At 64.6% G+C, this 26,768-nt stretch carries 21 protein-coding genes; 4 read left to right on the top strand and 17 right to left on the bottom strand.

Annotated features, from left to right (window positions below; translation table 11 throughout):
• Nucleotides 1–111: 111 nt before the first annotated feature.
• Nucleotides 112–1,569, bottom strand: coding sequence for an NADP-dependent phosphogluconate dehydrogenase (gnd, locus tag ACRQEG_RS07835; protein WP_320758139.1), 1,458 nt, complete (start codon nucleotides 1,567–1,569; stop codon nucleotides 112–114).
• A 198-nt stretch (nucleotides 1,570–1,767) separates the two neighbouring features.
• On the opposite strand from gnd, the gene ACRQEG_RS07830 reads away from it, so the two are divergent.
• Complete coding sequence (locus ACRQEG_RS07830; RefSeq protein WP_320758140.1) at nucleotides 1,768–2,349, top strand: DUF4232 domain-containing protein; 582 nt, start codon at nucleotides 1,768–1,770, stop codon at nucleotides 2,347–2,349.
• A gap of 74 nt (nucleotides 2,350–2,423) precedes the next feature.
• On the opposite strand, the gene pgm is transcribed toward ACRQEG_RS07830, so the two are convergent.
• Nucleotides 2,424–4,094: a phosphoglucomutase (alpha-D-glucose-1,6-bisphosphate-dependent) gene (pgm, locus tag ACRQEG_RS07825; RefSeq protein WP_320758141.1), complete on the bottom strand. Its 1,671-nt coding sequence runs from the start codon at nucleotides 4,092–4,094 to the stop codon at nucleotides 2,424–2,426.
• Nucleotides 4,091–5,263, bottom strand: coding sequence for a glutathione S-transferase family protein (locus tag ACRQEG_RS07820; RefSeq protein WP_320758142.1), 1,173 nt, complete (start codon nucleotides 5,261–5,263; stop codon nucleotides 4,091–4,093). The genes pgm and ACRQEG_RS07820 overlap by 4 nt, the downstream gene beginning before the upstream one ends.
• A 580-nt stretch (nucleotides 5,264–5,843) precedes the next feature.
• Here ACRQEG_RS07820 and ACRQEG_RS07815 point away from each other — a divergent pair.
• Nucleotides 5,844–6,098, top strand: a complete 255-nt coding sequence (locus ACRQEG_RS07815) for a hypothetical protein (RefSeq protein WP_320758143.1) — start codon at nucleotides 5,844–5,846, stop codon at nucleotides 6,096–6,098.
• A gap of 63 nt (nucleotides 6,099–6,161) precedes the next feature.
• Here the strand turns inward: ACRQEG_RS07815 and ACRQEG_RS07810 are convergent, their stop codons facing one another.
• The 11 genes from ACRQEG_RS07810 to ACRQEG_RS07760 form a co-directional block, all read right to left on the bottom strand.
• Nucleotides 6,162–6,521, bottom strand: a complete 360-nt coding sequence (locus ACRQEG_RS07810) for a fluoride efflux transporter FluC (RefSeq protein WP_320758144.1) — start codon at nucleotides 6,519–6,521, stop codon at nucleotides 6,162–6,164.
• Nucleotides 6,518–6,958, bottom strand: coding sequence for a fluoride efflux transporter FluC (locus ACRQEG_RS07805; protein ID WP_435730953.1), 441 nt, complete (start codon nucleotides 6,956–6,958; stop codon nucleotides 6,518–6,520). The genes ACRQEG_RS07810 and ACRQEG_RS07805 overlap by 4 nt, the downstream gene beginning before the upstream one ends.
• 34 nt (nucleotides 6,959–6,992) lie before the next feature.
• Nucleotides 6,993–8,621, bottom strand: coding sequence for a DUF2079 domain-containing protein (locus tag ACRQEG_RS07800; protein ID WP_320758146.1), 1,629 nt, complete (start codon nucleotides 8,619–8,621; stop codon nucleotides 6,993–6,995).
• A gap of 9 nt (nucleotides 8,622–8,630) precedes the next feature.
• On the bottom strand, nucleotides 8,631–10,274 hold the full coding sequence (locus tag ACRQEG_RS07795; RefSeq protein WP_435730952.1) for a DUF2079 domain-containing protein: 1,644 nt from the start codon (nucleotides 10,272–10,274) through the stop codon (nucleotides 8,631–8,633).
• The gene (locus ACRQEG_RS07790; RefSeq protein WP_320758301.1) at nucleotides 10,274–13,030 is read right to left on the bottom strand and encodes a lysylphosphatidylglycerol synthase transmembrane domain-containing protein; all 2,757 of its coding nucleotides are present in this window, start codon (nucleotides 13,028–13,030) and stop codon (nucleotides 10,274–10,276) included. The genes ACRQEG_RS07795 and ACRQEG_RS07790 overlap by 1 nt, the downstream gene beginning before the upstream one ends.
• Nucleotides 13,031–13,148: 118 nt before the next feature.
• Nucleotides 13,149–15,653, bottom strand: a complete 2,505-nt coding sequence (locus tag ACRQEG_RS07785) for a heavy metal translocating P-type ATPase (RefSeq protein WP_435733843.1) — start codon at nucleotides 15,651–15,653, stop codon at nucleotides 13,149–13,151.
• A 113-nt stretch (nucleotides 15,654–15,766) separates the two neighbouring features.
• Complete coding sequence (locus tag ACRQEG_RS07780) at nucleotides 15,767–16,012, bottom strand: heavy-metal-associated domain-containing protein (RefSeq protein WP_320758231.1); 246 nt, start codon at nucleotides 16,010–16,012, stop codon at nucleotides 15,767–15,769.
• Between the two features lie 208 nt (nucleotides 16,013–16,220).
• Complete coding sequence (locus tag ACRQEG_RS07775; RefSeq protein WP_320758230.1) at nucleotides 16,221–17,471, bottom strand: ATP-binding protein; 1,251 nt, start codon at nucleotides 17,469–17,471, stop codon at nucleotides 16,221–16,223.
• 114 nt (nucleotides 17,472–17,585) lie between these two features.
• Nucleotides 17,586–18,269 carry a DedA family protein gene (locus ACRQEG_RS07770; RefSeq protein ID WP_320758229.1) on the bottom strand — a complete coding sequence of 228 codons (684 nt, stop codon included), beginning with the start codon at nucleotides 18,267–18,269 and terminating at the stop codon, nucleotides 17,586–17,588.
• Nucleotides 18,270–18,373: 104 nt separating this feature from the next.
• Complete coding sequence (gene purB / locus ACRQEG_RS07765; RefSeq protein ID WP_320758228.1) at nucleotides 18,374–19,828, bottom strand: adenylosuccinate lyase; 1,455 nt, start codon at nucleotides 19,826–19,828, stop codon at nucleotides 18,374–18,376.
• Between the two features lie 98 nt (nucleotides 19,829–19,926).
• The gene (locus ACRQEG_RS07760) at nucleotides 19,927–20,736 is read right to left on the bottom strand and encodes a fructosamine kinase family protein (protein WP_320758227.1); all 810 of its coding nucleotides are present in this window, start codon (nucleotides 20,734–20,736) and stop codon (nucleotides 19,927–19,929) included.
• Nucleotides 20,737–20,902: 166 nt separating this feature from the next.
• Here ACRQEG_RS07760 and ACRQEG_RS07755 point away from each other — a divergent pair, with 166 nt between their 5' ends.
• Nucleotides 20,903–22,009 carry a histidinol-phosphate transaminase gene (locus tag ACRQEG_RS07755; protein WP_320758226.1) on the top strand — a complete coding sequence of 369 codons (1,107 nt, stop codon included), beginning with the start codon at nucleotides 20,903–20,905 and terminating at the stop codon, nucleotides 22,007–22,009.
• Between the two features lie 55 nt (nucleotides 22,010–22,064).
• Here the strand turns inward: ACRQEG_RS07755 and ACRQEG_RS07750 are convergent, their stop codons facing one another.
• Entirely contained in the window at nucleotides 22,065–22,862 is a 798-nt protein-coding gene (locus ACRQEG_RS07750; protein ID WP_320758225.1) for a hypothetical protein, read from the bottom strand.
• Between the two features lie 120 nt (nucleotides 22,863–22,982).
• Entirely contained in the window at nucleotides 22,983–23,498 is a 516-nt protein-coding gene (locus tag ACRQEG_RS07745) for a (deoxy)nucleoside triphosphate pyrophosphohydrolase (RefSeq protein WP_320758224.1), read from the bottom strand.
• Nucleotides 23,499–23,622: 124 nt separating this feature from the next.
• Here ACRQEG_RS07745 and pulA point away from each other — a divergent pair, with 124 nt between their 5' ends.
• Nucleotides 23,623–26,352, top strand: a complete 2,730-nt coding sequence (pulA, locus tag ACRQEG_RS07740) for a pullulanase-type alpha-1,6-glucosidase (protein ID WP_435730950.1) — start codon at nucleotides 23,623–23,625, stop codon at nucleotides 26,350–26,352.
• Nucleotides 26,353–26,424: 72 nt separating this feature from the next.
• On the opposite strand, the gene ACRQEG_RS07735 is transcribed toward pulA, so the two are convergent.
• Nucleotides 26,425–26,697, bottom strand: coding sequence for a DNA-3-methyladenine glycosylase (locus tag ACRQEG_RS07735; protein ID WP_435733844.1), 273 nt, complete (start codon nucleotides 26,695–26,697; stop codon nucleotides 26,425–26,427).
• Nucleotides 26,698–26,768 lie beyond the last annotated feature (71 nt).

Here is a 26,768-nt window from a genome sequence, read left to right as displayed (position 1 = left end):
AGGGCGCTCCGGGATATCTCACAGATGTGGATATCTCAACAAACCTTGACTAGTCCCGAGGCTCTCAGCATCGGCACTTTTTGTTTCGGTGCGCTTGGTTTCAGCCCCGCTCTAGTCCCAGCGTTCTTCCGGGCGGGCGGGATCCTGCCAGACGGTGTGGAAAACGCCCTCGGTATCGAGCCGGCGGTAGGTATGCGCCCCGAAATAATCACGCTGGGCCTGAATAAGATTCGCCGGGAGGCGCTCGGCGCGCACGCCATCGTAGTAGGCCAGTGAGGAAGCGAAGGCCGGGATCGGCACCCCGCGTTGCGCGGCGAACACCACAATCCGGCGCCAGGCCTCCACGGCCCCGGAAATCTCGGAGCTGAAATAGGGATCAGCCAGGAGCAGCGGCAGATCGGGCTGGCGAGTATAAGCCTCGGTAATACGGTCGAGGAAAGCCGCGCGAATAATGCACCCGGCCCTCCAAATTCGCGCCATCGCGCCCAGGTCGATACCCCAGGAATTCTCCAGGGAACCCTTGCGGATGAGCTCGAAACCTTGGGAGTAGGCCACCATCTTCGAGGCGTAGAGAGCCAGGCGAATATCTTCGATAAAGCGCTCGCGATCCTCCACCGCTACCTCGGTGGTGTGCCCGGGTAGGCTGCGGCCGGCAGCACGTTCCGCGCTATCCCCGGACAGGCTGCGCGCGAAAGTAGCTTCGGCAATACCGGTGGCAGGAACCCCGAAAGCGGCGGCGTTTTGCACGGTCCAGGCCCCGGTGCCCTTCTGGGCGGCGGCATCCTGAATCACGTCCACGAGCGCGCCCCCGGTGGCGGCATCGCGCTGGCGCAGCACCTCGGCGGTGATCTCAATAAGGTAGGAATCCAGCTCGGTGGAATTCCAGCGTTCGAAAACGTCGCCAATATCCGCGGCGCTCATGCCCAGGGCGGTGCGCATGAGGTCATAAGCTTCCGCGATGAGCTGCATATCCGCATATTCGATGCCGTTATGCACCATTTTCACGAAATGGCCGGCGCCGTTGGGGCCCACGTAGGTGCAGCACGGTTCGCCGTTCTTACGCGCGGCAATCGCCTCAAACATGGGGCCGAGGCGATCATAGGATTCGCGGGTGCCACCGGGCATAATCGAGGGGCCCTTGAGTGCGCCCTCTTCGCCGCCGGATACCCCCGTGCCCACAAAATGCAGCCCGCGCGCGGAGATCTCCGCTTCGCGGCGCATGGTATCGGTGAAAAGCGAATTCCCGCAGTCCACGATAATATCGCCCGGTTCCATGAGATCGGCGAGCTCCTCAATAACAGCATCGGTGGGCTTGCCGGCTTTGACCATAATAATGGCCACCCGGGGGCGGGCCAGCGAGGCCACAAAATCCGCCATGGATTCGCTCGGGTAGAACTCCCCTTCACCGCCGTGTTCCGCCGTCACCCGCTCGGTCTTCGCGGCGGTGCGATTATGGATAGCGACTTTGTAGCCGCGGCTGGCGAGGTTGCGGGCCAGATTCGAGCCCATCACCGCCATTCCAGTTACTCCGATATCTGCAACGCCAACGGGCGGAGTGGGAATAGACATGCGGCTCCTTCTTCTGAGATTTCTACGAACGCCTGATTGAGGTTTCTAACGTGTCTATTCTAGAGTCCCGCGTGGAAGTGGTGGATATGTGTTTCGTTCGATTCTTAGCGACCGTGTGGAATATGACAGCAGGATGAGAATCTTGCCATCTTGCTTCGAAAAACGGCCGGTTTCGCGGGTGCTTGTTAGGGTGGCGGTATGAAAAGAACACGTTTCGCGGCCCTGATCGCCGCCACCGCTACCGCCACCGCCGTGACCCTGAGCGCGTGCTCGAATGACACTGCCACCACCGCGGATGCCCCTACCGCGAATACCAGCGCCACGCCCCAGGCCAGTGCCGTGGCACCGAGCTCCGATGCTCATAATGGAAAGAACGACGCCGCCGCCGCTGCCGCGGCGGGAGCCTGCGGGGCAGCCCATCTGGCCGCCACTTTCGAAGCCGGCAGCGCTGCCGGCACTCATATCCTCACCCTCACGAATTCTTCGCAGGCGGCCTGCACCCTGCATCCGGATGTGGAGATCGAGCTGAAAGACGCCGCCGGGGATGGCGTCTCTGAGAATCTGGAACTGAGCTCCCAGGCTGGCAGCATTGCTCCGGGTGCCAGCGTGAGCTGGACGGTGGCGGTGGCTGATGCCGGGAGTGTGCCCGGGTGTGCTCCCACCAAGCCCGCCACCCATCTTGAGGTGGATATCGAGGATGGCGGGGAGGATATTGACATTCCCGTCAATCTCACGGGCTGCCAGGATGATGATATCGACCTGCTGAGCGAAGTCCGCTAGCGGGGAATCAACCGGGGCGGGTGGCTGCGCCACCCGCCCCGCGTCGTCGTCGTTCCTATGTAGTGACGTACTTATTAGTTACCCAACGCGGCCGCAACCACGGCGCGTGCCTCCTCCTGGACCTGGGCCAGGTGCTCCGGGCCGCGGAAGGATTCCGCGTAGATCTTGTAGACATCCTCCGTGCCGGAAGGCCGGGCCGCGAACCACGCGTTTTCCGTGGTGACCTTGAGGCCGCCAATCGCTGCGTGGTTCCCGGGGGCCTCCACCAGCTTCGCGGTGATCGGCTCGCCGGCCAGTTCCGTTGCTGTGACGTCCGCCGGGGAAAGCTTGCCGAGCTTGGCCTTTTCTTCCTTCGTGGCCGGGGCGTCGATCCGGGCATAAGCCGAGGAGCCGTAGCGTTCCACCTGCTCATTGTGGAGCTGGGAGGGCGACTTGCCGGTCACCGCGGTGATTTCCGCCGCGAGCAGGTCGAGCACGAGCCCGTCCTTATCCGTGGTCCACACCGAACCGTCCTTGCGGAGGAAAGAAGCGCCGGCGGATTCTTCCCCGCCGAAGCCGATTTCCCCGCTCACCAGGCCGGATACAAACCACTTGAAGCCCACCGGGACCTCCACGAGGGTGCGGCCAATGCCGGCCACCACCCGGTCGATAAGCGAGGAGGACACCAGGGTTTTCCCGACGTTCACCCGCTCGGACCACTGCGGGCGGTGGGTGAAGAGGTATTCGATGGCCACCGCGAGGTAGTGGTTGGGGTTCATGAGGCCGGCATCCGGGGTGACAATACCGTGCCGATCAGAATCGGCGTCGTTCCCGGTGGCCAGATCGTACGGGGCGCGGCCACTCGCATCCGGCTCCATGCGGTGGAGCAGGCCCGCCATAGCGTAGGGCGAGGAGCAGTCCATGCGGATCTTGCCGTCCCAATCCAGGGTCATAAAGGGCCAGGCCGGATCCACGTCGGGGTTCACCACGGTCAGGTTAATGCCGTAGCGATCCGCGATTTCCTGCCAGTATTCGGCCGAAGCGCCGCCCATCGGGTCCGCGCCGATGCGCACACCCGCGGTGCGGATCGCCTCGAAATCGATGATGGTATCGAGGGCGGTCACGTAAGCATCGCGGAAATCGTAGGTGCCGACCTGCTGGGCCGCTTCCGCGTAGGGCACGCGAGCGATGTTCTTCCATCCCGCGGCGATGAGCTCATTGGCCCGGGCCGCGATCCACTTCGTGGCATCGGTATCCGCCGGGCCGCCGTTGGGCGGATTGTACTTGAAGCCGCCATCGCGCGGCGGGTTGTGAGACGGGGTAATAACAATGCCGTCCGCCAGACCCGGGCCATCCAAGCGCAACGCGTGCGGGGCGCCGTTCGCCTCCAAGATAGCCAACGAGACCGCCGGGGTGGGAGTCCACGAGCCGCGAGCATCCACCCGCACATCAGCGCCGTTAGCTACCAGCACCTCGATAGCGGTTTTTTCCGCCGGGAGGGACAGCCCGTGGGTATCACGGCCCACGAAAATGGGGCCGTCATAACCCTGGGCATTGCGGTAGTCCACAATCGCCTGCGTGGTTGCCGCGATATGGGCTTCATTAAAGGCGCCATCGAAAGCGGAGCCGCGATGGCCGGAAGTTCCGAAAACCACCTGCTGGAGGGGGTTATTCGGATCGGGTTCGATATCGTAATATGCCGCCACCAGCTCATCAACATTGATGAGATCTTCGGGGCGAGCCGGGGTTCCTGCGCGTTCGTTCATACATTGAGTATCCCACGAATTGCGCCCCAATCGCGGGACTTGTTCCGCGGGTGGATAACATCGCCGTTGCTGCCGTGCGTGCGGCTGTTCGCGGCTTCTGTGGCGCGCGCGAGTTCTTCGTGGATATTCCCCCAGTGCCCGGCACGCGCGGCCGGTGGAACTTCCTCGCCGGGAGCGACCGGCCCGGGCGCGGTGGAGCGTTCCCCACGGGTGGCCGGCCCGCCGAAAGGCGCACCGCCCAAGGCTTCGCGGCCGTGCGGGCTGAGCCATCCGGACGTATCCGGGCCTAGCGGCACGATCTGGTTGGGGTTCACATCCAGGTGGACTTGGTAATAATGCGAGGTAATGTGCTCGAAATCCACGGTGTCTCCGAATCCGGGAGTCTGGAAAAGATCACGCGCATAGGCCCACAGTACCGGCATCTCGGTCAGTTTCTTTTCATTGCATTTAAAATGCCCGTGGTAGACGGAATCGAAACGAACCAGGGTAGTAAAGAGACGCACATCCGCTTCGGTAATGTGATCGCCCATGAGGTAGCGGCGCCCCGCCAGCAGTTCGGAAATATTGCGCAGCGCCGCGAAAAGGCGCAGGTAGGCGCGGTTATAGGACTCCTGGCTGCCGGCGAAACCGCAGCGGTAGACGCCATTATTAATCTCGGTGTAGATATAGCGCATGAGCGCGTCCATGGGCTGGCGCAGTTCCGCGGGGTAGAGGTCCGGGGCGCCTTCGCGGTGGAAATCGCGCCACTCGGTAGAAAAATCGAGCGTCATCTGCGCAAAATCATTTGTGGCGACGGCGCCGCTAGCAAGATCCACCAGGGCTGGAACCGTAATTCCCAAGGAGAAATTCGGGTCGCGGGCCAGGTAGGCATCGCGCAGAAAATGGATACCGAGCACTGGATCCACCCCGCCCTCATCACGGTCAAAAATCCAGGATCGTTCATCGTGGGTGGGCCCGGGGATTCCCAGTGATATAGCATTTTCCAGCCCGAGCAAGCGACGCACGATCATGGTGCGATTCGCCCACGGGCAGGCGCGCGCCGCAATGAGGCGGTAACGGCCCGGCTCCACGGGGAAGCTGGCGCTGTCGCGGCTCACGCGAGTGGTGATATAGCGAGCGTCGCGGCTGTAGCCTTCGCCGCGGCGAGTAAATGTTGTTCCGATGGTCATAGTCGCCTCCCTGCGCGTCGGTGAGTGTTGGTTGTTGATTGGGGCGTCGGTCTCTGCCCCCATAGTCGTTGAAGAATATATCAGATTGGGTGGGTGGGGGCCAGGCTTTCGCATACTGCATGCTGCCGCCGTGGTTCGAGCCGGGCCTGTTAGCGGGTGGGGGAGTATTTTCTGAGTTGTACTTCGCGTGTGTTACGAGCGCAGTACAGGCGTGAAAACACGCAGGGCCTCCGTGGAAAATAATGTGCTTCCTGGGAGATCTGAGGTTTATATAATCGCGGGGTTGTGGGTTGCGGATATTCTCCATGCGCCTGGTAATTTTCATTGACGTTCGGGGTTGTGGTAATTATTGTTGACAACGCGGAGATGGGGGATAGCGCGTACCGGCACGGCATTGCAGCCGAAGATATTCGGCTGCCGCCCGTAATGCGATAAAAACGCATTATATGGACGGCTACGTGTTGATCATCGGGCCAAGTCAGTCTGGGCAACTGCTCGAACTGTGTATTAGCGATGATGACCGTATTTTCCACGCTATGAAAGCCTGTAAAAAATTTCTGCGAGTGAAAGGCGATTTCTAGTGAAACGCTCTATTGAAGATATGCTTGATGAAGTGGAAAACGCGAACGGTGGCGAGGGGCCAGACCCTATTGCAACCGTTGATGACCCGTATCTTGCGCAAGTTGCAGTGGCTCAGATAGAGCTACGCGCGGCGGACAATCGGCTAGACGCGGCGGTCGCTCGGGCTCGCGCAGCCGGTAAAACATGGCAAGCTATTGGTGATGTTTTGGGTATGACACGCCAAGGCGCTAACCAGAGGTTTGCGGCCGCATAATCCTTGATGGCTTGAGTGTTCTGGACCGGGAGTGTCCGCCGACTCTTGGTCCTCTACCCGGTTCTACCCGAGCACCAGGCCGGCGAAGAACGCCGCGATGCCAAGGAGGAAATTCCCGAGCAGGAGGCTGATGCAGGCCCAATAGCGGTGTTTTTCGAAGAGGCCGAGGGCGTCGGTCATCGCCGTCGAAAAAGTAGTGAAACCACCCAAAAAACCGGTGGTGACGTAAAGACTGTACGGGCCGATCCAGGCGGAAAGTACCCCGCCGCCGGTCACCAGTCCGAAGAGGAAACAGCCGATTACATTGACCGTGAAGATCCCGGCCGGCCACGTTGGCTTGAGCCGCGCGGTGAGGAAAGAATCGAGAATCCCGCGGCATAGGGCACCCAGCCCACCGGTTAGACCAAGAAGCAGGAGCGTCATGCTGCATCACCGCCCGCGCGCCGGCGTGCCGCGAGGAAGCGCCGGCCCAGCGCGCGCCCGCAGGTCATCCCGGCCAAAGCCAGCAGGAAACCACCGAAAAGTGTGCCTCCCGCAGCCAGGCCGGCCAGGCGCGCCAACTCGCTAGGCGCACCGCTGAGAACCTCGCCGGTGGCCAGGTGGGCGCTGAGCGCCACGAAACTTGAATAGGTGGTGAAACCGCCGCAAAAACCGGTGCCGAGCAGTAGGCGCAGCCGGGCCCCGTACCGATGCGTGCCCGTGGTGAAGAAGCCGGTGATGAGGCCAAGGAGGAACGCACCCGCAAGATTGACGATAATCGGCGCTGCCGCGCTCGGGACGAGCGCGCGTGCTACCGTGCCCGCCCCGCCACCGAGGAAAACGAGAAGCAGCCCGGTCGCGTCACGATAGAGCGGGCGCACGGAAGACGTTGCGGTAGATCTAGATGCAGCCGTGTTATTTTCCTTCCTCGCGCGCGGGGGCTTCGCCGGGCAGCACGGTTACGTAGCCGCCCTTATCGCTCGCAATATGCCAGGTACCCCCGAAGGTGGTGCTGGCCCAGTTGAGGATCTGCTGCGCATCACCGTGCTTGGCTTTCGATTGGGGTGCGAAGACCACCGCGTTCGCCCCGGCATTCCCGCGGGTTCCCTCCCAGTACACCGTGTTATTCGGCACCAGGTAGGCCAGCATATGAATATCGGTAACCACGTGGGAACCATCCGGCACCGCGGCCAGGGCTTCGCGCGCGCCGGCGCGCTCCTCTGCGCTCGCTCCGTCATAACGCCCTTGGAACCACCAGCCCACCGCGTTGGTGCGGGTACCGATCACCGTGGCAATCAAGCTGGCCGCCAGGGCGAGCGCAATCAAGCCGCGCTTGACGTGCCCGCTGCGTGCACTGCACTCGCTGCGCGTGCCGGATCTGCTGGGCGTAATGTGCCCGTTAAGGTCCGCGTGCTCAGTATGCCCCGCGAGCGCCCGCAGCTTCGCGAAGCGCTCCAGCCGCCCTAGCCCATCAAGCAGCGCAATGGTGGCAATCGGCATGAGCACGGCGGAATAATGCCAGTCCAGGCCCCAGTAGTACTCCACGTTTCCGGTGAAACGCCAGGCCAGGGTCGGGATCATGAGAAGGATCCACGGGCTGGCCAGGCCCACCACCCCGGCACTGCCCAGCAGCACCGCCAGGGTCATCAGCTTCGTAGATGCGCCGGTGAAAAGCCCAGCATCGCCCGTGAGGCGATCCGTGTAATCCCAGGCGCCGTCCGGATTGAAAGCCGGCAGGAGCACCCAGATGGAGAGCACGAACCACAGCGCGCCCCATACCGCCAGGCCCGCAGCCCAGCGCCCCGCGGGGGTGCGCCACGCGGTGGATAAGCGCGCTCGCGGTGCTGGCCCGCGCCGCTGCGGCGCGGCGTCGTCGTTCTGTTCCACCACGCCGCAGACCGCCCGCCTTTGCGCGAAAAACTCCGCCAGCAGCGCGGCCGCACCGAAAGCAACCAACGTGAGGCCGAGGTCTTCCTTCACGAAAACGAGCATGCCGAGCGGGAGCGCGGCGCGGAGGTAGCGGCCTTCCATCCAGGCCGTCAGCCCGTAGGCGAGGAGGGGGACCGCGAAGGCGATCTCGTGGAATTGCGCGGCGACCGCGGCCGAAAAACCCCAGGACACCGCGTAGATCAGGCCGAGAGCGGTCCCCGCCCCGGCCCCGCAGCGCGCCCGCGCCAGGCGGGTAAGCGGAATCGCGGACACCGCGAAGAGCGCATTTTGCACAATAAGCAGGGTGGCGCCGCTGGGCCACAGCGCGAAAATCGGGCCGAGCACCACCAGGATGGGATGGAAATGATCACCCCACAGGTTAAACCCGGGGCCTTTGATTTCCACGATGGGCGCTTCGAGATGTGCGTAACGCTGGGCGAGCTGCGTGAAAATACCCAGGTCCCAGGAGGACGTCTGCATAGAAGCCCATTGGTGCAGCGAAAAAGCGGTGAAAAGAATGAAACTGCCGAGCGCCACCAGGTAGGGAGCCGGGTCGGTGCGCAGCGGGCGGTACCAGGTCGCGGTGCGAGCCGGCGCCGTGCGGAGAGCCATCATATCCGTTCCTCACCTTCCGTCTGTGCCGTCACGCGCCACCACCACATAGCCGGCTTCCTCTGTGACAATATGCCACTGCCCGCCAACTTTAGCGGTAATCCAGGCCACCACCTGGGCGCCGTCCCCGTGGTTGAGCCGGTTGGAGAACACCACCGTGTCAATATACGCGCCCGCGTAGCTATGCTCCCAATACACGGTATTACCTGGAACAACGTAGGCCATCATGACCACGTCGGCGAGGATATGCCGCCCGGTGCCGGCAGCCGCCACCGCCGCGCGGGCGCCTTCGCGCTGCTCGGCGGTCTGGGTGGCGCCGTAATCGGAAAAATACACGTATTGCTGGGTATTGGAACGCCCCGTGAGCCAGGAGCCGAAGCCGTTGGAAGCGGTGCCGAGCACACTGGAAATCAATGCGAGGGCAAGGGCCGCCGCGGCCAGGCGCGGGCAGCGAGCCAGCACTCCCAGGGCATCGCGCTGCGCGGTTGCGGATTCCTGCGCTCGCGATGGTGGTACGACGCCGCCGCGCGCACCCGCCCGCGCGAGCCCATCGGTCAGCGCGACGGCGATCATCGGCGCGAGCACCGCTGAATAATGCCACAAAATAGTCCAGTAGTAGGGGTTATCTCCCACGAAACGCCAGGCGAGAGTGGGTAGCAGCAGCGCCGCCCACGGGCTGCGCAGCCCCACGATCCCCAGGGCAGCCACGATATAGCAGAGGGTGCCCCAGCGATTGGGCTCGAGGAACATGCTCGCCAGGTCGAGGCCTTCGCGCACCCGCCCGGCATAATCCCACTGCCCGGAATTGTTGAAAGCCGGGAGGATAACCTGGGTGGCGGCCAGGAACCACGCGGTGCCCCAGGCGGCCAGGAAGGCGCCGATGCCAGCCGGTTCGCGCCAGTCGCGCGTGCTGTGGCCGCCGCGCTGCCGGGCACTGCCGGCCGCGGCCGCGTCGCCGGTACTGGACGCACCGCTGCGCCTGCGCGCTCCGCGCCAGCTGAGCAGCGCCGCCAGCACCCCGAAGCAGGCCACCGTGAGGCCGAGGTCCTCCTTGACGAAAACCAGCAGGGCGATGAGCACGGCGGCGCGCCCGTAGCGCCCCTCCAACCAGGCGGTTAACCCGAAAGCGAGCAGTGGCACCGCGAAAGCAATTTCGTGGAATTGCACCACGAGCGCGGAGGTGAGCCCCCAGCTGGCAGCGTAGGCCACCCCGATGAGGGTGCCCGGCACGGCCCCTACCCGCGCCCGGGCGAAGCGCGTGATGGGATACACCGAGATTCCGAAGAGTACCGCTTGGAGGGTGAGCAGGCTCATCCCGGAAGGCCAGAGCCAGAACAGCGGCCCGGTCAGCAGCAAAATGGGATGGAAATGATCGCCCCACAGGTTGAAGCCCGGGCCTTTAATATCCACGATGGGTGGGAATTGCCAGCGGGCGTACTGGTCGGCCAGCTGGGTGAAAATGCCCTGATCCCACGAAGGGGAGGAAAAGTTCACCCAGGTGTACCAGGAAAAGAACAGATACACGGCGAAAGCCCCCGCGGCCAGGAGCAGCGCCGTCGTATCACAGTGGTTGCGTGCCCACGCGCGCACCACGGCCGTTCGCGAACGTGCCCGCACCCTGCGCCCTTCCACTTCCCGCGCCGGCCCGCCGCGCATTAGATAATGTCTTTCTTCTGGAGGTGACGCAGCGCGAACCAGCCGATGGGTACCCGCGCCCAGAACGTGAGCAAGCGGTAGAGGATCGCGGTGGAGAAGGCCACCGAATACGGCAGGCCCGCGATGGTGAGCCCGCCGGTGAGGGCCGCTTCCACCGGGCCGATACCGCCGGGGGAGGGCACCAGGGAGCCCACCGAATTAGAAACCAGGTAGGTGATCGCCAGGGTGACCACCGGCAGGGTCTCCCCGAAGGCCGCCAGGGAGAAACCGAAGGCCGCCACGAAACTCACCGTCATGAGGAGGGAACCGCCGAAACCAGCAAGAATCCGGGAGGGATGGGTGGCGAGCCACACCACGCGCGGCCACACCTGCTCGATGGTGGGGCGCACCAGGTCAATGACCTTGCGACGCAGCGGGCGAATAAAGTAAACGGCCGCGCCTAGGGCCGCCACCGCCGCCACAATGAGCATCACGGAGGTGCTCGGGATAGAAAGATTCCCGAAGTCGCCGGTGAGCAGCCCGAGGGCCAAAAGCAGCAGCACCGTGGTAATAAACTGCGCGATCTGCACCAGGGACACGGTTGCCACCGCGACCGGAGTGGCTACCTGATTGCGTTGCAGATAGCGCAAATTGAGGGCGAGCGGCCCGATCCCAGCCGGCATAACCAAGCCCAGCACCGAGGCGGCGATCTGCACCTCGCTGGTTTCCCACAGCGGCAGGCGCTCGGCCGTATACGCTTTCAGACACAGTGCCGCGCCCACGTAGGTCGCGAAACTAGCGATAAAGGCGGCGAGCATCCACCACGGGTTGGCGCTGCGAATTGTTTCTTGGAGCTCGGTGAAATTAATGGAGCCGAGCAGAATAAAGACGGCCAGCACCCCGATGACGATGGTAATAATCGTCTTCGCGGAGAATTTGCGCAGCTGAATGGTCTGGGTGGCGGTGCCGATATCCTGCGGGAGGGCTTCCAGTAGGACTTCGCGCATGCGCTGCACGCCTTTTTTATCCTCGAGTTCGGCCAAGGTTTGCGCCGGCATAATGGTGCGTTGCACAGTCGGGGCCACCGAGGAAAGCCGGTCGCGGGAAATGCAGCGCAGCGCGGAGGCGACGGCGCGCTCCGGACCTACCGCCACCGCCTGCAGCAGGTAGAGCTGCGCCAAATCAATATGCCGGGAAAGCTCATTAGAAGAAAAACTGCCGTTGCGCCAATGGGTGATGAGGGCTTCGTCCCCGCGCACCGCGACCACCCCGGCGCGAATATCGTGGTGGGTGAGCCCGCGGGCGTGCGCGCGTTCGAGCGTGGACCACATGGCGTCCAGCGCCGCGTCGGAAATGTCTTCCGGCTCCAGATCCGTGAGGGGAACGGCCTCAATATCGGCAAAAGCGACGACGGCGGACGCGCCAGCTGCCGCGTAATGGGCATCGCGCCGCGGGGCCACCCCGGCGTGGACAGCCAGGGCTTCCATGAGGAGGGTGCGCTCGGCGGTTTCCTCCACGTTATCCCCGGTCCGCTGGGTGACCTGGGTGAGGGTGGCCCGCTGCCAGGCACTGGCCAGGCGCCCGAGGACCGCACGATCCGAGTCAATAAGCGCGGCAACGTAATGGGTGCCGTCGGCCAAGGTAACCACATAGTGGCGGGAATTGACATCCCCGATAAGCGGGTGGACATCATGGCGGGCCCGGGTAATGAGGGCGCGCACGTTAATATCGTCCTCCGGTTCGCCCAGCGGGTCGGCACCCGTAGCGCTCGCGGGAAGCGTGCCCTCATGTTCCGCGCTTGCCGCGGTGGTGAACGCGGCATCAGCCTGCCCGATGTGCCCGGTGAGGGCCTCGCGTAGCTCCTTGAGAATCGCGGTATCCACGTATCCGAGCGGGCCGGTCACGGGAACGGACCACGCGTGCATATCGGCGTCGTCGCCCGCATCCACGCGGATAATGCTGTGCGCGTCCAGGCCGGCGCGGCGAATCAGAGTGACGACGGCGGCGCCGGTGGCGCGGTCGGGCGAATCCCCAAAAGCATAAAGAGCGAAATAGCCGCAGGCCATCCCCACGAACACGGTGGTGAGCGCGCCGGTGAGGGTTTGGGCGCCCTGCAGCACGGAGAGCACCAGCACTATTCCCAAGGCCCACCAGCCGGTGCGCACCAGCCGGCCCTGACGCTCGGAGGCCGCCACCACCAAAATGGTGGCGATAATCGAGACGTAGGGGAGCATACCCACGGCGGCCTGTTCTTGGATGGTATCCGAGAGGTCGATGGTGATTTGGGACGTGGGCATGAAGCGCTCGAAAAGCCACAGTGAACCGTAGCAGATGGCGAGCGCGCCGGCCATGGCCACCAGCGCGGTCACGAGGGTGCGCCAGCGCCGGTAACGGATGATATCGAAGAAAAGCAGGAGGGGAAGGAAAAGCGAGACGAGGCCCTCGAGCACGTTAATCGGCATGGAGAAAATGGTGCGGAGGGTATCCGGGGCCGCGTTCGCGACATCGTGCGTGACGGCCACGGTGGTGGTGTAGCCGAAGCGGGAGATAAGGAGCATCCCGGCGATGGCCAGGGTGAAGAGGATGCCGCGCAGCAGGTTAGCGGGGCGGCGAGTCCAGCGCGCGATTTCGTCCACGAGGAGGACGCGGTGCACGGCAGGATCGGCAGAGGTGGGCGAGCTAGCCGTGGCGGTGGGCGCTTCCGGCGCGTTTACCGCAGCCGGGGCGGGTTGTACCTCCGCCGGCTGAACCGGGCTCGTTTCCTCGTTGTGGCGCACCAGCCCAGTCTAGTAGATGGGTAGTACTTTCTCCTGTGACCCGGCGCGGCTATGCGGTGCGGGCCACGGTGTGCGGTCCATGCCCGCGCCGTGCGCGGCCCTCCTACTCAGCGCAGCACTACTCGGCCCGGCGTAGCCGCAGCGAATTGAGCACCACGATAACCGAGCTGGTCGCCATGGCCGCGGCGGCCAAACCCGGCAGGATAATCCCGGCCACCGCCGCCGGAATAGCAATGAGGTTGTAGCCGAAAGCCCAGGCCAGATTCTGGCGGATCACCCGCAAGGTGGCGGCGGAGATACGTAGTGCCGCTCCCACATTGCGCAGATCGGAGTTCACGATGGTGATATGGGAGGCGGCCTTGGCGACGTCCGTGCCCGAGCCCATGGCAATGGAGAGGTCCGCGGCGGCCAGAGCTGCGGCGTCGTTCACTCCATCCCCGACCATCGCAACTCGCGCACCGGCCGCGCGGGCCGCTTCCACCACCCGGACCTTGTCTGCGGGGAGGACCTCGGCGTGCACGATGTCGATTCCGGCGGCCCGGGCCACCGCGCGCGTGGTGGCCGCGTTATCCCCGGAGGCCAGAATCGGGGTGAGACCCAGCTTCTTGAGCTCGGCGAGGGCCGCGGCGGAGGTGGGGCGCAGCTGGTCACGTACCGTGATGAGAGCGAGTGCTTCGCTTACCGCGCTGTCGCGTGCCAGCATAACGAGGGACGCCCCGTCGCTCGCAGCTTCTTCCAGCACGCTCTCCCACTCGGAGAGATCAACTCCGGCTTCGCGTAAGGCGCGCGGGGAGGCCGCGTAGTAGCGCTGCCCGCCGATGGTGGCACGCACGCCCTGCCCGGCCAGATTCTCAAAATCGGTGGCGGGGCTCAGCTCCACGCCTTCTTCGCGGGCCCGGGCCACGATAGCGCGGGCAAGAGGATGCTCGGAATAGTTTTCCACGCTCGCGGTCAGGGCGAGCGCTTCTTTATGAGCGGCGACGGCGCCACTACCGCCACGTGCCCCGGCAGGCGGGAGGAGCACCCGGTCCACGGCCATGGTTCCGGTGGTGAGGGTGCCGGTTTTATCCAGAATAATGGTGTTGACGCTATGAGCACTTTCCAGGGTTTCCGGGCCGTGGATGAGGACGCCACGCTGGCTAGCCCGCCCGGAACCCACCATGAGAGCGGTCGGGGTGGCCAGGCCCAGGGCGCAAGGGCAGGCCACCACCAGCACCGTAATGCCGGTCATGATGGCCAGGTCAAGAGGATTGCCGAGCGCCAGGCGCACCCCGAACGTCACGAGCGCAATGAGGATAACCGCGGGGACAAAGACCGCGGAAACCCTGTCTGCGAGCGCCTGCACGGGGGCTTTCCCGGATTGGGCGCGGGTGAGGAGGCGGCCCATCTGCGCCAGGGTGGTATCGCGGCCCACCCGGGTGGCCCGCACCCGGATCGCGCCCGCGGTGGTGAGGGTTGCCCCGGTCACTTCATCGCCAGGCCCCACGTCAATCGGGGTGGATTCGCCGGTGAGGAGGCTGGCATCCACCGCGGTAGTCCCGGAGATCACCACCCCGTCGGTCGCAATTTTCGTGCCGGGGGCCACGAGGAATTCGTCCCCGACGGCCAGGTCGCTAGCAGGAACAATGTCATCAACATCCGCTCCGGAGGCGGTGCGTACCCGGCGGGCGTCGTCGGCCCCTAATGCAAGGAGGGACCGCAGCGCATCTCCCGCGCTGCGGCGCGAGCGGGTTTCGAGCCAACGCCCCAGCAGCAGGAATGTAACGATCATGGCCGCGGTTTCGAAATACACGTGGGAGCCGTGCGCGGTTCCGGTGGCGAGTGCATGAATCCCGGTCATAGACATGCGGTAGTCCGCGCCGCCGGCTCCGCCCCACAGGAGCGCCCAGATGGACCATCCCAGCGAGGCCAGGGTTCCCAGCGAAATGAGCGTGTCCATGGTGGTGGAGCCGTGGCGGAGCGCGGCGGCGGCCGAACGGTGGAAGGGCCAGCCGCACCAGAGCGCGATGGGGAGGGTGAGCGCGCCGATGACCCACTGCCAGTACGGGAATTGCAGGGCTGGGATCATGGAGAGCGTTACCACGGGGATGGAGAGAGCCAGCGAGATCCAGAAACGGCGCCGCAGCGCAGCGATACGGGCGCCGGCCCTGGCATCGGCTGCTTCGCGTACCTCGGAGGCTGCGCGGGCGGATTCGGCATGGGCGCTCGCGGTTGCGGTGGCCGAGTGCGCGTCGTCGTGCACATCGGTTGTGCCCGTGCGGGCGCCCGCGCCTGCAGTGGTGCTGCTCCCGGCCGTGGGGGTGAGGGCCGTGCGGGAAATGAGCCGGGCTGCGTAGCCGGCTGCGCTCACCTGGGTGAGGAAATCGGCGGTGTCGAGCTGGGCCGCGGCCTCGCTGAGTTCAAGGTGTGCTTCGTCGGTGGCGAGGTTGACGGAGGCGCGCACTCCGGGCAGCTTATTGAGTTTCTTTTCCACGCGCGCCACACAGGACGCGCAGGTCATTCCGGAAATCGCGAGGTTCACTTCGGCAACGGGGGCGGCATCAAGATTTTCGGTCGCGGTGCCTGTGGTGTTGCGTGCGGTGTGGAACGACGGCGCAGCCGCGGCCTGTGGGGGCTCGGACACGAAAAATCTCCTTACGTAGGCGCACTTAGGTGGGCTGTCGCGGGTGGTGGTCCGCGGCAGCGGGTGCTTATCACGGCACCGGGTGCCTAAAAATATGTGTGAGCGAGTGGTATTTAGCGGATGATCTCGGTCACGGTGTAGTCGCCGGCTTCGGCTACCGCAGCTGTGAGGTCCTCGTCGGAAAAATCGTGCGGGGTGTAGACGAGCACCGAGGAGGTGCCTTCCGGGTTCAGGGTGACGAGTACGCTGTTGACATCCGGGAGAGCATCGAGTTCCGCGCTCACGTGCTTGACGCAATTTTCGCAGGTCATCCCGGTGATTTTCAGCTCGATAGTGCGATCAAATTCTTCTGTTGCCATGGTGCGCCTCCTTCTTCAGCCCCGAGGTGGGGTGCACCCGGTTTAACACGAATCTACGCGGTGCTATTCCCGCTTATCCGCAAGCCCAGCAGTGGCGAATCTTTCTGCTCGAGTGGTTTTTATCCACGTGTTTCATTGTATGGCCCGAGGAATCGCTTGCTTCGAATTCACGATCGTAGCGCGCCTAGGCTGAGCGCCGTCGCCGCATTTACGCTCCCAACAATGCGAGAGGGATAACGTAAATTCCGTCGGGGCGGCGGTATGCCTGGGTGCCGGTGTTGAGGACCATGAGCAGCGGCTCCTGTTCGGGAATTTGCTTGCGCAACCACAGCAGATGCTGTACGTCGTGCTCGCTAATCGCGTTGGCGAGTTTCACTTCCACCCCGGCGATTTCTCCGCTCGGGCCTTCTGCTATCAAGTCCACCTCGTGGTCTCCGTTGCGGGTTCGTAAGTGGAATACGCGGGCCCGGTTGGCTTCGGCTGCGACTCGCACGCTCAGCGCGGCTAGGGACTCGAATAGCTGCCCCAAGAACTTCTGCCCGCGCGCACCCAGCAATGTGGTCTCGTTTAGGTTAAGTAGCCGCAGCGCCAGTGCCGGATCTGCTAGCTGGTGTTTCAGGGCGAGTTGCAGCCGCTTCAAAGCATTGCTGGCGGGTGCCCAACCGGGAATGGGGTCCAGAATCCACAGTGCGGTGAGGTGTTCGCGGTACGTAATCGTGGTGCTTTTTGCCGGCTGCGTGCCGTCCCCGCCGGTGGTGGCATCTAATAAATTGGCGTACGACGTTGTAAGGGAACTCGCCGCGGCGTACGCGGCCAGCCAGCGGTGTAATACTTCCGGGCGGCGCACCGTTGCTCCGTAATCGGGTAAATCACGGTCGATAATCAAGCGCAGATACGAATCCAGTAACTCTTGGGTTACTTCAGCGGATTTCGTCATGATCCCGGGGAAACCGCTCCGTGCTATGGCACGGCAATAATCCGGCAAAGCGAAATGCGTATGGCCGGCTATGTCTTGATTCGGGTTTCTGAGCAGTTCGCCGAAACTCACGCTAGATTCAACAAGTTCGCGTTCGAATAATGCCATCGGGCGCAGCCGTAAAGAGAGCACTCGTCCAGCTCCGCTGTGCAGCCCGCTGGCATCGAAAGGCGTGGCTGAGCCGGTCAGTAGGAATCTTCCCGCAGGTGCACCCCCGTCTACCTGGCGCCGCACAGAATCCCACACCGCTGGGACTTTCTGCCATTCGTCCAATAAGAGGGTGCCGGGCGCGACGGTGGTGAAATCTGGATCCGCGGCCGCCACATATTGAGTTTCGGGGCGGTCGAGCAGCCATACCGTGTTTGCGCGCTGCAGGGCAGTGGCGGTTTTCCCTACGCCTTTCGCGCCGTCAATCGCGATTGCGGGAACTTCGGGAAGTAATGCGTCTAGCCGCGTATCAATTGCTCGCTTATGGTAACGCATAGCCCTATCCTACCGTTAGCAGGCGCCCTACGCTACCTTTAGCCGGGTTTCTATCCTACTTTTAGCCGGACTCCCACGCTACCTTGAGCCGGAATTGCTTGAGGGTTCTACTTTCTAGCGCCCCCGCCGGTTCACAACCACGCGGTGAATAATCCACCCCACCGCGATCACCAGGCAGACCACCGCCACGATCTTCGCGAAAATCCCCACGTAATCTTCCACGATGGTCCAATTCGCGCCCAGCAGGTAACCGGCGTAAATCAGAATCGTATTCCAGATCGCCGAGCCCACCGCCGTCAGCGCGGTAAATTTCAGCATCCCCATATTCGTCACGCCGGCAGGAAGTGAAATAAGGGAACGGAAAATCGGCACCATGCGCCCGAAGAACACCGTCCAACTGCCGTGCTTATCGAACCATGCCTCGGTTTTATCCACATCGGATTGTTTGGTGAGCGGGAACCACAGCAGAATTTTGCGGGTGCGTTCCCGCCCGAGCCAGGCGCCCAGCCCGTACAGCAGCCAGGCCCCCGCCAGCGAACCGGCGGTACACCACAGAATCGCGCCGATGAGCGTCATATTCGAGGTGGGGGAGGAGGCCGTGAATCCGGCCAGCGGCAAAATCACCTCGGAAGGCAGCGGCGGAAAAATATTTTCCAGCGCAATAAGAAGCGCCGCCCCGAACCCGCCGATAGCGTCCATCACACTGACCACCCAGCCGGTGATCCCGCCCAGCGCGCCCGGGTCACCGCCCGGCGCCGGTGCGGTCGCCAGGACGCTTGTCCATGCTGCTACGTTCACGCTTCTCCTCCGGTTGCGAACGCCGCGAAGTGCGGCACATATGCCGTATTCGTTACGACGACGCCGCCGCGCTGCCGCGCGGCCTGCCGGTTACCTTAGCAGGCTTAGCTGGCTGCGGTCCCGGGCGTGTCCTCCAGGAAATCCACGAGGCGGGCAGCCAGGCCGGTGTACCCGGCCGGAGTGAGAGCAAGAAGACGTTCCTCTATATCCCCCGGCAAACCCAAGCCCGCAATAAATTCCCGCATATCTGCCGCGGTGACCTTCCGCCCGCGGGTCAGCGCCTTGAGGCGCTCGTAAGGATCTTCCAAATGCTCAGCACCGCCCAGAGCTGCGGCCCGCATGGCCTGCTGGATCGGTTCGCCCAGCACCTCCCAATTCGCGTCCAGGTCCGCGGCAAGCTTGGCGGGATTGGGATCTACCCCGGCCAGCCCGCGCCGCAAATTATCGAGGGCCAGGTAGGAATGCCCGAGCGCCACCCCGATATTGCGTTTCGTGGAGGAATCCGTGAGATCGCGCTGCATCCGGGAGGTCACCAAAGTCTGGCTGAGCACCCCGAAGAGCCCGGAGCTGATCTCCAGATTCGCTTCCGCATTCTCGAAACGAATGGGATTAACCTTATGCGGCATTGTCGAGGAGCCGGTCGAGCCCTGTGCCGCCAGGTTCTGATGGAAATAATCCAGAGAAATATAGGTCCACATATCGGTGGCGAGATTATGGGCGATGCGATTGACGTGCGCGATATCGTCGAAAAGATCGGCAAGCGCATCATAGGACTCAATCTGGGTGGTGAGCGGATTCCAGGTCAGCCCCAAGGATTCCACAAAATCGCGGGCCAGATCCGGCCAGTTAGCCTCCGGAATCGCGGTGGTGTGGGCGGAAAAAGTCCCGGTGGCCCCGGAGAATTTCCCGTAGTATTCCGCGGCTTCCACCCGGCGCAGCGAACGGTGCAGGCGGTGCGCAAAAACGGCGAGCTCCTTGCCGACGGTCGTGGGTGAGGCCGGCTGCCCGTGGGTATGGGCCAGCATGGGTAGCTCCGCGTGCGTGCGGGCCAGCGCGCTCAGATCTGAAACCAGGCCCCAGGCGCGCGGCAACCAGCAGCGGCGCACCGCGTCACGCACGCCCAAAGCCCAGGCCAGGCTATTAATATCTTCCGAGGTGCAGAAAATATGGACCATCTCGCGCAGGTGACCCAACCCGCCCGCGTCCATACGCTTCTTGATGAAGTATTCGACAGCCTTGACATCGTGCCGTGTTTCCGCCTCAATGATAGCCAGCTCGCGTGCCGCGGCGTCGTCGAACTTTTCGGGAAGTGACCGCAAATATACGACGGCGCTATCGGGCAGCGCCCCCACCCCGGGAATCACCGCGCGTTCGCACAGGAAAATCAACCATTCGACTTCCACGTGAATTCGGTAGCGGTTGAGCGCGGCCTCGCACAGGTAGGGCTGCAGCGGGGCGGTGGCGCTGGCGTAGCGGCCATCTAAGGGGGAAAGCGGCCCGGAAATATTCGGGACGGGGGTGGATGCGGAAGTTGATTCTGGCGCGCGCTGCTCACTCATGGCTCTATTCTGGCAGATCCGCGCCCGGCTGGCAGAACCGCATGCCATGCACCGCTGCGCCCGGCGCCGGCGAGATACGCACGTCCGGCTAGCCGAGCTTAGAGGTAGGGCCGGGCGGCTGCCAGGGTTTCCGCACCGTAGAAGCCGCCGAACAGCGCGGCGTGGAGGATAAGAATATGGAGGCTGTGCAGGCCGATGCGGTGCTGCCACCCGGAGGCGAGCGGGGATGCTTCGTTATAACCGGCGTAGATGTCCTCCACGAAAGGAGCGCGGAAGACCGTGAGGGTGGCCAGGTCGGTTTCCGCGTGCCCACCGTGGGAAACCGGGTCGATGAGCACCCCACCGCGCTCCGTCCACATCACATTGCCGCTCCACAAATCACCGTGGAGCAGAGCGGCCGGGCTACGCACCAGGGCCGGTTGGGGGCTATCGAAAGCGCCGGTCCGTAGGCGTTCACATAAGTGCTCCAGGGCGCGGGAACCGCTCGCCTCCAGCGCCCCGTTATCGCGGGCGGGGCGCAGATAGGGTTCGATGCGATCCGCGGCGTAGAACTCCCCGAAGCTGCGCGCGGGAGAATTCGCCGGTACCACCGGTAAATCCCAGGAACCCAGGCGTATCGGACGGGAGCGGTTGGCGCCGCCGGGAGCCTGCCCGAAAATCCGGTGCCCGGAGGGATCCCAGGCGTGGGTACGGGCCAGGCGCGCCCCGAATTCCCTGGCGGCCACCGCGGTGGGGCGCACGGAGCGCAAGCGTTCCTCGCGCAAGATACCGCGGTCGTGATCCGCGGCGGTAGAAAGGAGAGGCACGACGGGCGCCCCGCCATATGGTGTGGCCTCGGCCAGTTCCGCCAGCGAAAGCGCCTCACCCCAGATCTCGGCCGGATCGCCGGTTTTCGCAAAGGTCTCCATACCCGCATCCTACGGCGCCCCGTGCGGAGCGGCGCACCGTTCGGATAACGGTGCGCGGGGACGGAGCACGGTGCGGGCGGACACGGTGCGCAGCATGGAGCCACCGGTGCGCGGGCGGCGCGGAACGGCCCCGGGGTGGCTAGCGGTGATGGTGCACAATAGAAGAATGCAATGGTTCCGCCCCGAATTAGCCGATCTGCCCAGCTACGTCGCCGGGAAACGCCCCCGCAACGCCGATAGCGTCAAGCTCTCCAGCAACGAAGTTCCTTTCCCGCCCACCCCGGCGGTGGCCGCCGCACTCGCGGCCGCGGTCGCCCAGGGCGGGGAGCTCAATCGCTATCCCGATATGTCCTGCGCGCAACTCACCGCTGCGCTTGCCGCTTTTGAAGAATGGGAGCCGGCCGGGATCGTGGTGGGTAACGGCTCCACCGCCCTCATTGAAAAATTCCTGCAAGCCGTGGTCACCCCGGGTGGTGAAGTAATCAGCCCGTGGCGCTCTTTCGAGGCCTATCCGATTGCCACCATCGCCGCGGGCGGGCGCTTCGTGGGCGTGCCGTTGCGCGCGGATGGCACCCATGACCTCGAGGCCATGGCCGCTGCCATCACGGAGAACACCCGGGCCATCCTGCTGTGCTCGCCCAATAACCCCACCGGCACCACCATCCCGCATGCCGAGCTCGCTAGCTTCCTGAGTCGGGTCCCCGCCCGCATTCCGGTACTCCTCGACGAGGCATATATCCACTTCGCTCCCGCGGTAGGTGAGAGCCAGGCGAGCCGCGCCGTCGTACAAAACGGTAAGGAACTGGCGCGCCAGTACCCGAATGTGGCGGTGGCCCGCACTTTTTCCAAGGCTTTTGCGCTGGCCGGGCTGCGGCTGGGCTACCTGCTCACCAGCCCCGCGCTGGCCGAACCGCTGCGCCGTATCGCCACGCCTTTCGGTGTCAATCGCCTCGCCCAGGTGGCCGGTCAGGCCGCTCTCGGCGAAGCCCCAACCGTACTGGAGCGCGCCGCGCAGCTGGCCCGCGCCCGCGATGAACTGGCCGAGCAGCTCTCCCGGGCCGACTGGCACACGCCTACCTCCCACGCGAATTTCCTGTGGATTTCCGCGGCTGAACTGGCTCGCCACGGGGTGAGCGCCGCGCGTTTCGAGGATGCGTGTATGGATGCGGGGGTACTGGTGCGGGTGCTCGGCGAAGGGGTGCGCGTGAGCGTGGCCGAACCGGAAGGTAGCACCCGGGTGCTCGCCGCCGTGGGCGCGCTGGCCCGCAGCTAGGCTCCCGACGCTGCCGCTTCAAGGCCCCCGTTACGGTCAGCTGGCACGGGGCCAGCTAGAACAATTCTTCGGCGGCCCGCCGCACCGTAAACCCGTGGCCGGTCAACTCCGACCAGCAGGAAATGCCGGCGTATTGGTCGGCGGTGCAGGCGAAGCCGTGCGCGGCCACCACGCTGCCGTAGGGCACCTCTTTGGCGGTGCTCACCTGGGTGGAACACCCGGCGGTGGTGGTGCCCGTCAGACCCACGGTGTAATTGGCAGGTTCACCTTCGCAGCCGGGCGGGGACACGTAGTCATAGGTGAAAATCGTGCAATTGACGGCTTTTTCGTCAAGGGAGCAGCGCACATTATTCATCGGGGTGGTGAAAGATTCCAGCCGGGTGGCCTCCGGTGGGGCGGGCCGCACCAGTTTCCACCACTGGCGCGAGGCCGCGAAAGATTGGAAATCCGCAGGGGCGGCAATATCACCGAGCGCCGTACTTAAGCTCAGGGTGTATTCAGCCCCGCAGCTGGAGGAGAGGGTGCGCAGAGCCTCGGTGAGGAGCGGTGCCTCAGCGGTATAGGTGCCACCCGCGGCCGCCGCGGTCGCGTAATCGGCCAGGGTAGCAGCGGCAGTATCCGGATGTGGGCAGGCGCCCGAGCGCAAGTCGTGGACCTGGTTGCGCAGCTGGGTGAGATCAGCGGAGGCGCTGCGCCCGGGTTCGGAGCCGGCGGCGGTGGGCGCCGGCCCGGCGGCGTCGTCGCTAGAAAAATACGAGACCCCCACCAGGGCGAGCACGCCCGCAAGAACGGCAGCCGCGAAGAGCAAGAAATACAGCGGCCATCGCGCCGGGCCGTGCGCGCCGTGTCTCATGCGTACTCCTTGTGCTGGGGATCGTCCTCCTAGGTTACGGCACCGCGCGCCGCGCGTCATCTTAGGAACGACGGCGCAGCTAGGGCGCCTGCCCGCCGCGGCCCGCACCGTAGCTTTCGGCTAGCGCCCGCCCAGGGCGGCGCGCAGCACGGGCAGAATCTGGATATCGCCGGGTAGCCACTCCACGCTATCGAGCTCGGCGGCGGTGAGGACGCGGGCATCGCGGTGCGCCGGGCCCAGGGTGATTTCACCGAAGGGTCGCGCCAGCCACACCATCATCCGCAGCCCGCTGTTATGCTCCCCGGAACTAAGATCCCAGGAGCCATCCGGGCTATCGGGATTGGCCAGTTGCCGGCCGATATCAATGCCGCAGCCCAGTTCCTCGGAAATTTCACGGTGCAGCGCCTCGCGCGGGGTTTCGCCGGGTTCCACTTTGCCGCCGGGGAATTCCCACAGGCCGTCCGCCCATTCGGGGTAGGAGCGCTGGGTGGCCAGCACGCCACTGGGATTGGTGAGATCGGCGACGAGGGCCGCGCCCACCACCAGGCGGGGAGCGGGTTCCGTGCTGGAGTCCGGTGCCGGGGCCGGCTCAGCTACCGGCGCGGGGTGAGATGCGGATTCGGATTCGGATGTCATATCGGATGCCTCCTCGCCGCCCATATTAATTCCTGAAGCGAGCGGTGGGGATGTCCGTTCACCTTGTGAGTGAGATCTGCCACCGGATAAACTGGCCGCGCATTGCCGCTCACAGGAGATCACCATGACCCACCACTGGAGTTCTGAGGCGCTAGTCGGCTCCGGGGAGTTCCTCGCTCCATCAGTTAACCGATCTTTGCTTGCCTGGCCCGCGGAGCAGATAGCGGAGGGTGACCGCTTTGAGCTGTGGGCCTGCCCGGATGGAGCCGGCACGCTCGGGGATTGGGAGGGTGGCGATAGGAGCGCAGAACAGCTCGGCATCAAGCGGCTTTGCGCCCTCGCGGTGGACCCGGACGGTATCCCGGCCGCGGCCATTTCCACGCGCGCACACCTGTCCGGCTATGCCGCGCTGCGCCTGAGCGGCGTGCCCTCCCACCGGTTGCGCGAGGCGCTGCGCGGGCAGCTTCTGGTGGCGCGCCGTAACGATGCCGGGGAGCTCAGCGCTCTCACCGGGGTGCAGATCGCCGGGATGATTGATGATCTTTACTCCGGTGCCCGCCAGGCCACTCTCGGGGTGACATGGGATGGGGATGTGCCCACGGTGGCACTCTGGGCGCCCACCGCACGCCAGGTTCGTATCGAGGTGGCGGAGGCACACGAAGACGTTGACTCCGCCACCCACTCCGCCGCGCGCACCGCTGCCCCCGGCCCCGCGCGCACCACCACGCACGCCATGACCCGCGATGCGCTGGGCATCTGGCACGCGCATGGTACCCCGGCCTGGAAGAACGCCAGCTATCTTTTCGAGGTCGAGGTTGTGGAACCCCGGGCGGGCACCGTGGTGACCTACCGGGTGACCGACCCGTATGCGGTGGCCCTCACGGTGGATTCCGAGCGCGCGGTCTTCGTGGATCTGGAAGACCCGGTCTACCAGCCGGAGCTGTGGCGCACCGCCCCGCGGCGCACCCTCACCAACCCGGCTGCTCACACTATCTATGAGCTGCACGTACGGGATTTTTCAATGTCGGATCCCACCGTTCCCGATCGCCTGCGCGGAAAATACGGTGCGTTCACGCTGCCCGACTCGGCCGGGATGCGCCACCTGCGCGCTCTGGCCGAGGCCGGAATGACCACCGTTCACCTCCTCCCCACCTTCGATATCGCCACCATTCCCGAACGCCCCGAGAACCAGAAGACCCCGCGCATCCCGCAGGCCGGCCCGGATTCCCCGGTCCAGCAGCAGGCCGTGAGCGCGGTGGCGGATTCCGACGCCTATAACTGGGGCTACGATCCGTTCCACTACCTGGCACCGGAAGGTAGCTACGCGGTGGAGCCCAATGGCGGGGCACGCATCAAAGAGTTCCGTGCCATGGTGGGAGGGCTGCATGCGGCTGGCCTCGGCGTCGTGCTAGATCAGGTCTATAACCATACGGCCGCGGCCGGCGGGGATGCCGTCTCCGTTCTCGATAAAGTGGTGCCCGGTTATTATTACCGGCTGGACGCGCGTGGCACTATCGCTACGTCCACCTGCTGCCCGAATGTGGCGACCGAAAATCTAATGGCGGAAAAACTCATGGTCGATGCGGTGGTGCTGTGGGCCAAGCACTATCGCGTGGACGGTTTCCGTTTCGATCTCATGGGCCACCATGCGCGGGCGAATATGGAGGCGGTGCGGGCTGCCCTCGATGCACTGACGGTGGAGCAAGACGGTATTGACGGCGCGCGTATCTACCTCTACGGGGAGGGGTGGAATTTCGGGGAGGTGGCCGATAACGCGCGTTTCCGCCAGGCCACCCAACTGGAGATGAACGGTACCGGTATCGGGGCTTTCAATGATCGCATGCGTGATGCCCTCAACGGTGGCGGGCCTTTCGATTCCGATAAACGCCACCATCAGGGCTACGGCACCGGCCTGGCCACCGACCCGAATGGCCACAGCCCGTGCTCCCCGGAGGAGAATCGCGCACGCCTCGGGCACGCGACCGACCTGGTCAAACTCTCCCTGGCCGGAGCTCTGCGCGATTTTAGTTTCCTAACCCACACCGGGGAATGGAAAAGCGGCGCCGAGCTCGATTACGGCGGGCGGCCCGCCGGTTTCGCCTCCCAACCCCAGGAAGCCGTCAATTACGTGGACGCGCATGATAACGAAACCCTGTGGGATAGTGGCGCTTACAAACTGCCGCTTTCCCTCAGTACCGATGACCGCATCCGGATGGTGCTGCTCTCCCTGGCCACGGTGGCGCTCGGCCAGGCCCCGGCTTTCTGGCACGCGGGCACCGAGCTGCTCCGCTCAAAGTCCCTGGACCGAGATTCCTATAATTCCGGGGACCATTTCAACCGTCTGGACTTCTCCGGGCAGAGCAATAATTTCGGGGTGGGCCTCCCGCCCGCCAGTCGCAACGAGGCATCCTGGCCGGTCATGAGGCCGCTGCTGGCGCGCACCGAGCTGTGCCCCAGCCCGGAACAGATCGCCCGCGCGGCCGCCATCGCCCGCGACCTGCTGTGCCTGCGCCACTCCAGCCCGCTTCTCACCCTGGGGAGCGCGGAGCTCATCCGCGCGAAAGTCACTTTCCCCAACGGCGGGCCGGGCGCCACCCCCGGCTTCATCATTATGCGCATCGACGATACCGCCGGCCCGGATATCGACCCGCAGCTCGACGGCATCATCATCGCCTTCAACGCCTCCCCGCGCCCCATCACGGAAAAAATCGAGGGCGTCACGGAAACCTACGCGCTGTCGCCCATTCAGCGGCATGGGTACGACGACGCAGTTCGCGCCGCCGCGCTTATCAGCGGCACCGTTACTGTGCCCGCGCGCTCCGTCGCGGTCTTCCTGCTGGCCCAGCGATCCTAGTACGCACGCCGGGCCTCCCGCCGGGGTTGGCGCACCCGCGGGGGGGGGGATCTCTTCAGGATGGGTGCTTTCTCAACGCCGCCCACTCACGGTGGGATCCCCCGGCAACCAGAAACGCAAAGGCGCATCTGTATTGCGGGAAATCCCAATGCGGGGTCCCACTCGGTAGGGTAGCGGCGCCGGTGGCAACTCCAGCTGCAGGCACCGTTCCGCCAATCCGGCGGGATCGGGGGTGATGGCGGGATCGCGCATCCCGCCATCCGCATCCCGCACCTTGAGCGGTAGCCCACTCATGGAAGTATCCAAACCGAGGACCTGGCCCACGTTGCCCGGCCCGCGCGCCAGGGCCCGCGCCCGCTACGCCCGGTGCATCGGCAACGCCCGCGCCACCCGCGAACTCAAGCCCCGCGCCCAAC

Source organism: Actinotignum stranguriae (genome assembly GCF_051265215.1).
Taxonomy (GTDB): Bacteria; Actinomycetota; Actinomycetes; order Actinomycetales; family Actinomycetaceae; genus Actinotignum; species Actinotignum schaalii_C.
This window is presented reverse-complemented; position numbering and strand designations above follow the sequence as displayed.

Excerpts from the sequence above, each read along its gene's own strand:
- ACRQEG_RS07820 (WP_320758142.1), bottom strand. The coding sequence starts at position 5,263 with ATGACCATCGGAACAACATTTACTCGCCGCGGCGAAGGCTACAGCCGC.
- pulA (WP_435730950.1), top strand. The coding sequence starts at position 23,623 with ATGACCCACCACTGGAGTTCTGAGGCGCTAGTCGGCTCCGGGGAGTTC.
- ACRQEG_RS07755 (WP_320758226.1), top strand. The coding sequence starts at position 20,903 with ATGCAATGGTTCCGCCCCGAATTAGCCGATCTGCCCAGCTACGTCGCC.
- ACRQEG_RS07830 (WP_320758140.1), top strand. The coding sequence starts at position 1,768 with ATGAAAAGAACACGTTTCGCGGCCCTGATCGCCGCCACCGCTACCGCC.
- ACRQEG_RS07810 (WP_320758144.1), bottom strand. The coding sequence starts at position 6,521 with ATGACGCTCCTGCTTCTTGGTCTAACCGGTGGGCTGGGTGCCCTATGC.
- purB (WP_320758228.1), bottom strand. The coding sequence starts at position 19,828 with ATGAGTGAGCAGCGCGCGCCAGAATCAACTTCCGCATCCACCCCCGTC.
- gnd (WP_320758139.1), bottom strand. The coding sequence starts at position 1,569 with ATGTCTATTCCCACTCCGCCCGTTGGCGTTGCAGATATCGGAGTAACT.
- ACRQEG_RS07760 (WP_320758227.1), bottom strand. The coding sequence starts at position 20,736 with ATGGAGACCTTTGCGAAAACCGGCGATCCGGCCGAGATCTGGGGTGAG.
- ACRQEG_RS07750 (WP_320758225.1), bottom strand. The coding sequence starts at position 22,862 with ATGAGACACGGCGCGCACGGCCCGGCGCGATGGCCGCTGTATTTCTTG.
- ACRQEG_RS07800 (WP_320758146.1), bottom strand. The coding sequence starts at position 8,621 with ATGATGGCTCTCCGCACGGCGCCGGCTCGCACCGCGACCTGGTACCGC.
- ACRQEG_RS07745 (WP_320758224.1), bottom strand. The coding sequence starts at position 23,498 with ATGACATCCGAATCCGAATCCGCATCTCACCCCGCGCCGGTAGCTGAG.
- ACRQEG_RS07780 (WP_320758231.1), bottom strand. The coding sequence starts at position 16,012 with ATGGCAACAGAAGAATTTGATCGCACTATCGAGCTGAAAATCACCGGG.
- ACRQEG_RS07775 (WP_320758230.1), bottom strand. The coding sequence starts at position 17,471 with ATGCGTTACCATAAGCGAGCAATTGATACGCGGCTAGACGCATTACTT.
- ACRQEG_RS07795 (WP_435730952.1), bottom strand. The coding sequence starts at position 10,274 with ATGCGCGGCGGGCCGGCGCGGGAAGTGGAAGGGCGCAGGGTGCGGGCA.
- pgm (WP_320758141.1), bottom strand. The coding sequence starts at position 4,094 with ATGAACGAACGCGCAGGAACCCCGGCTCGCCCCGAAGATCTCATCAAT.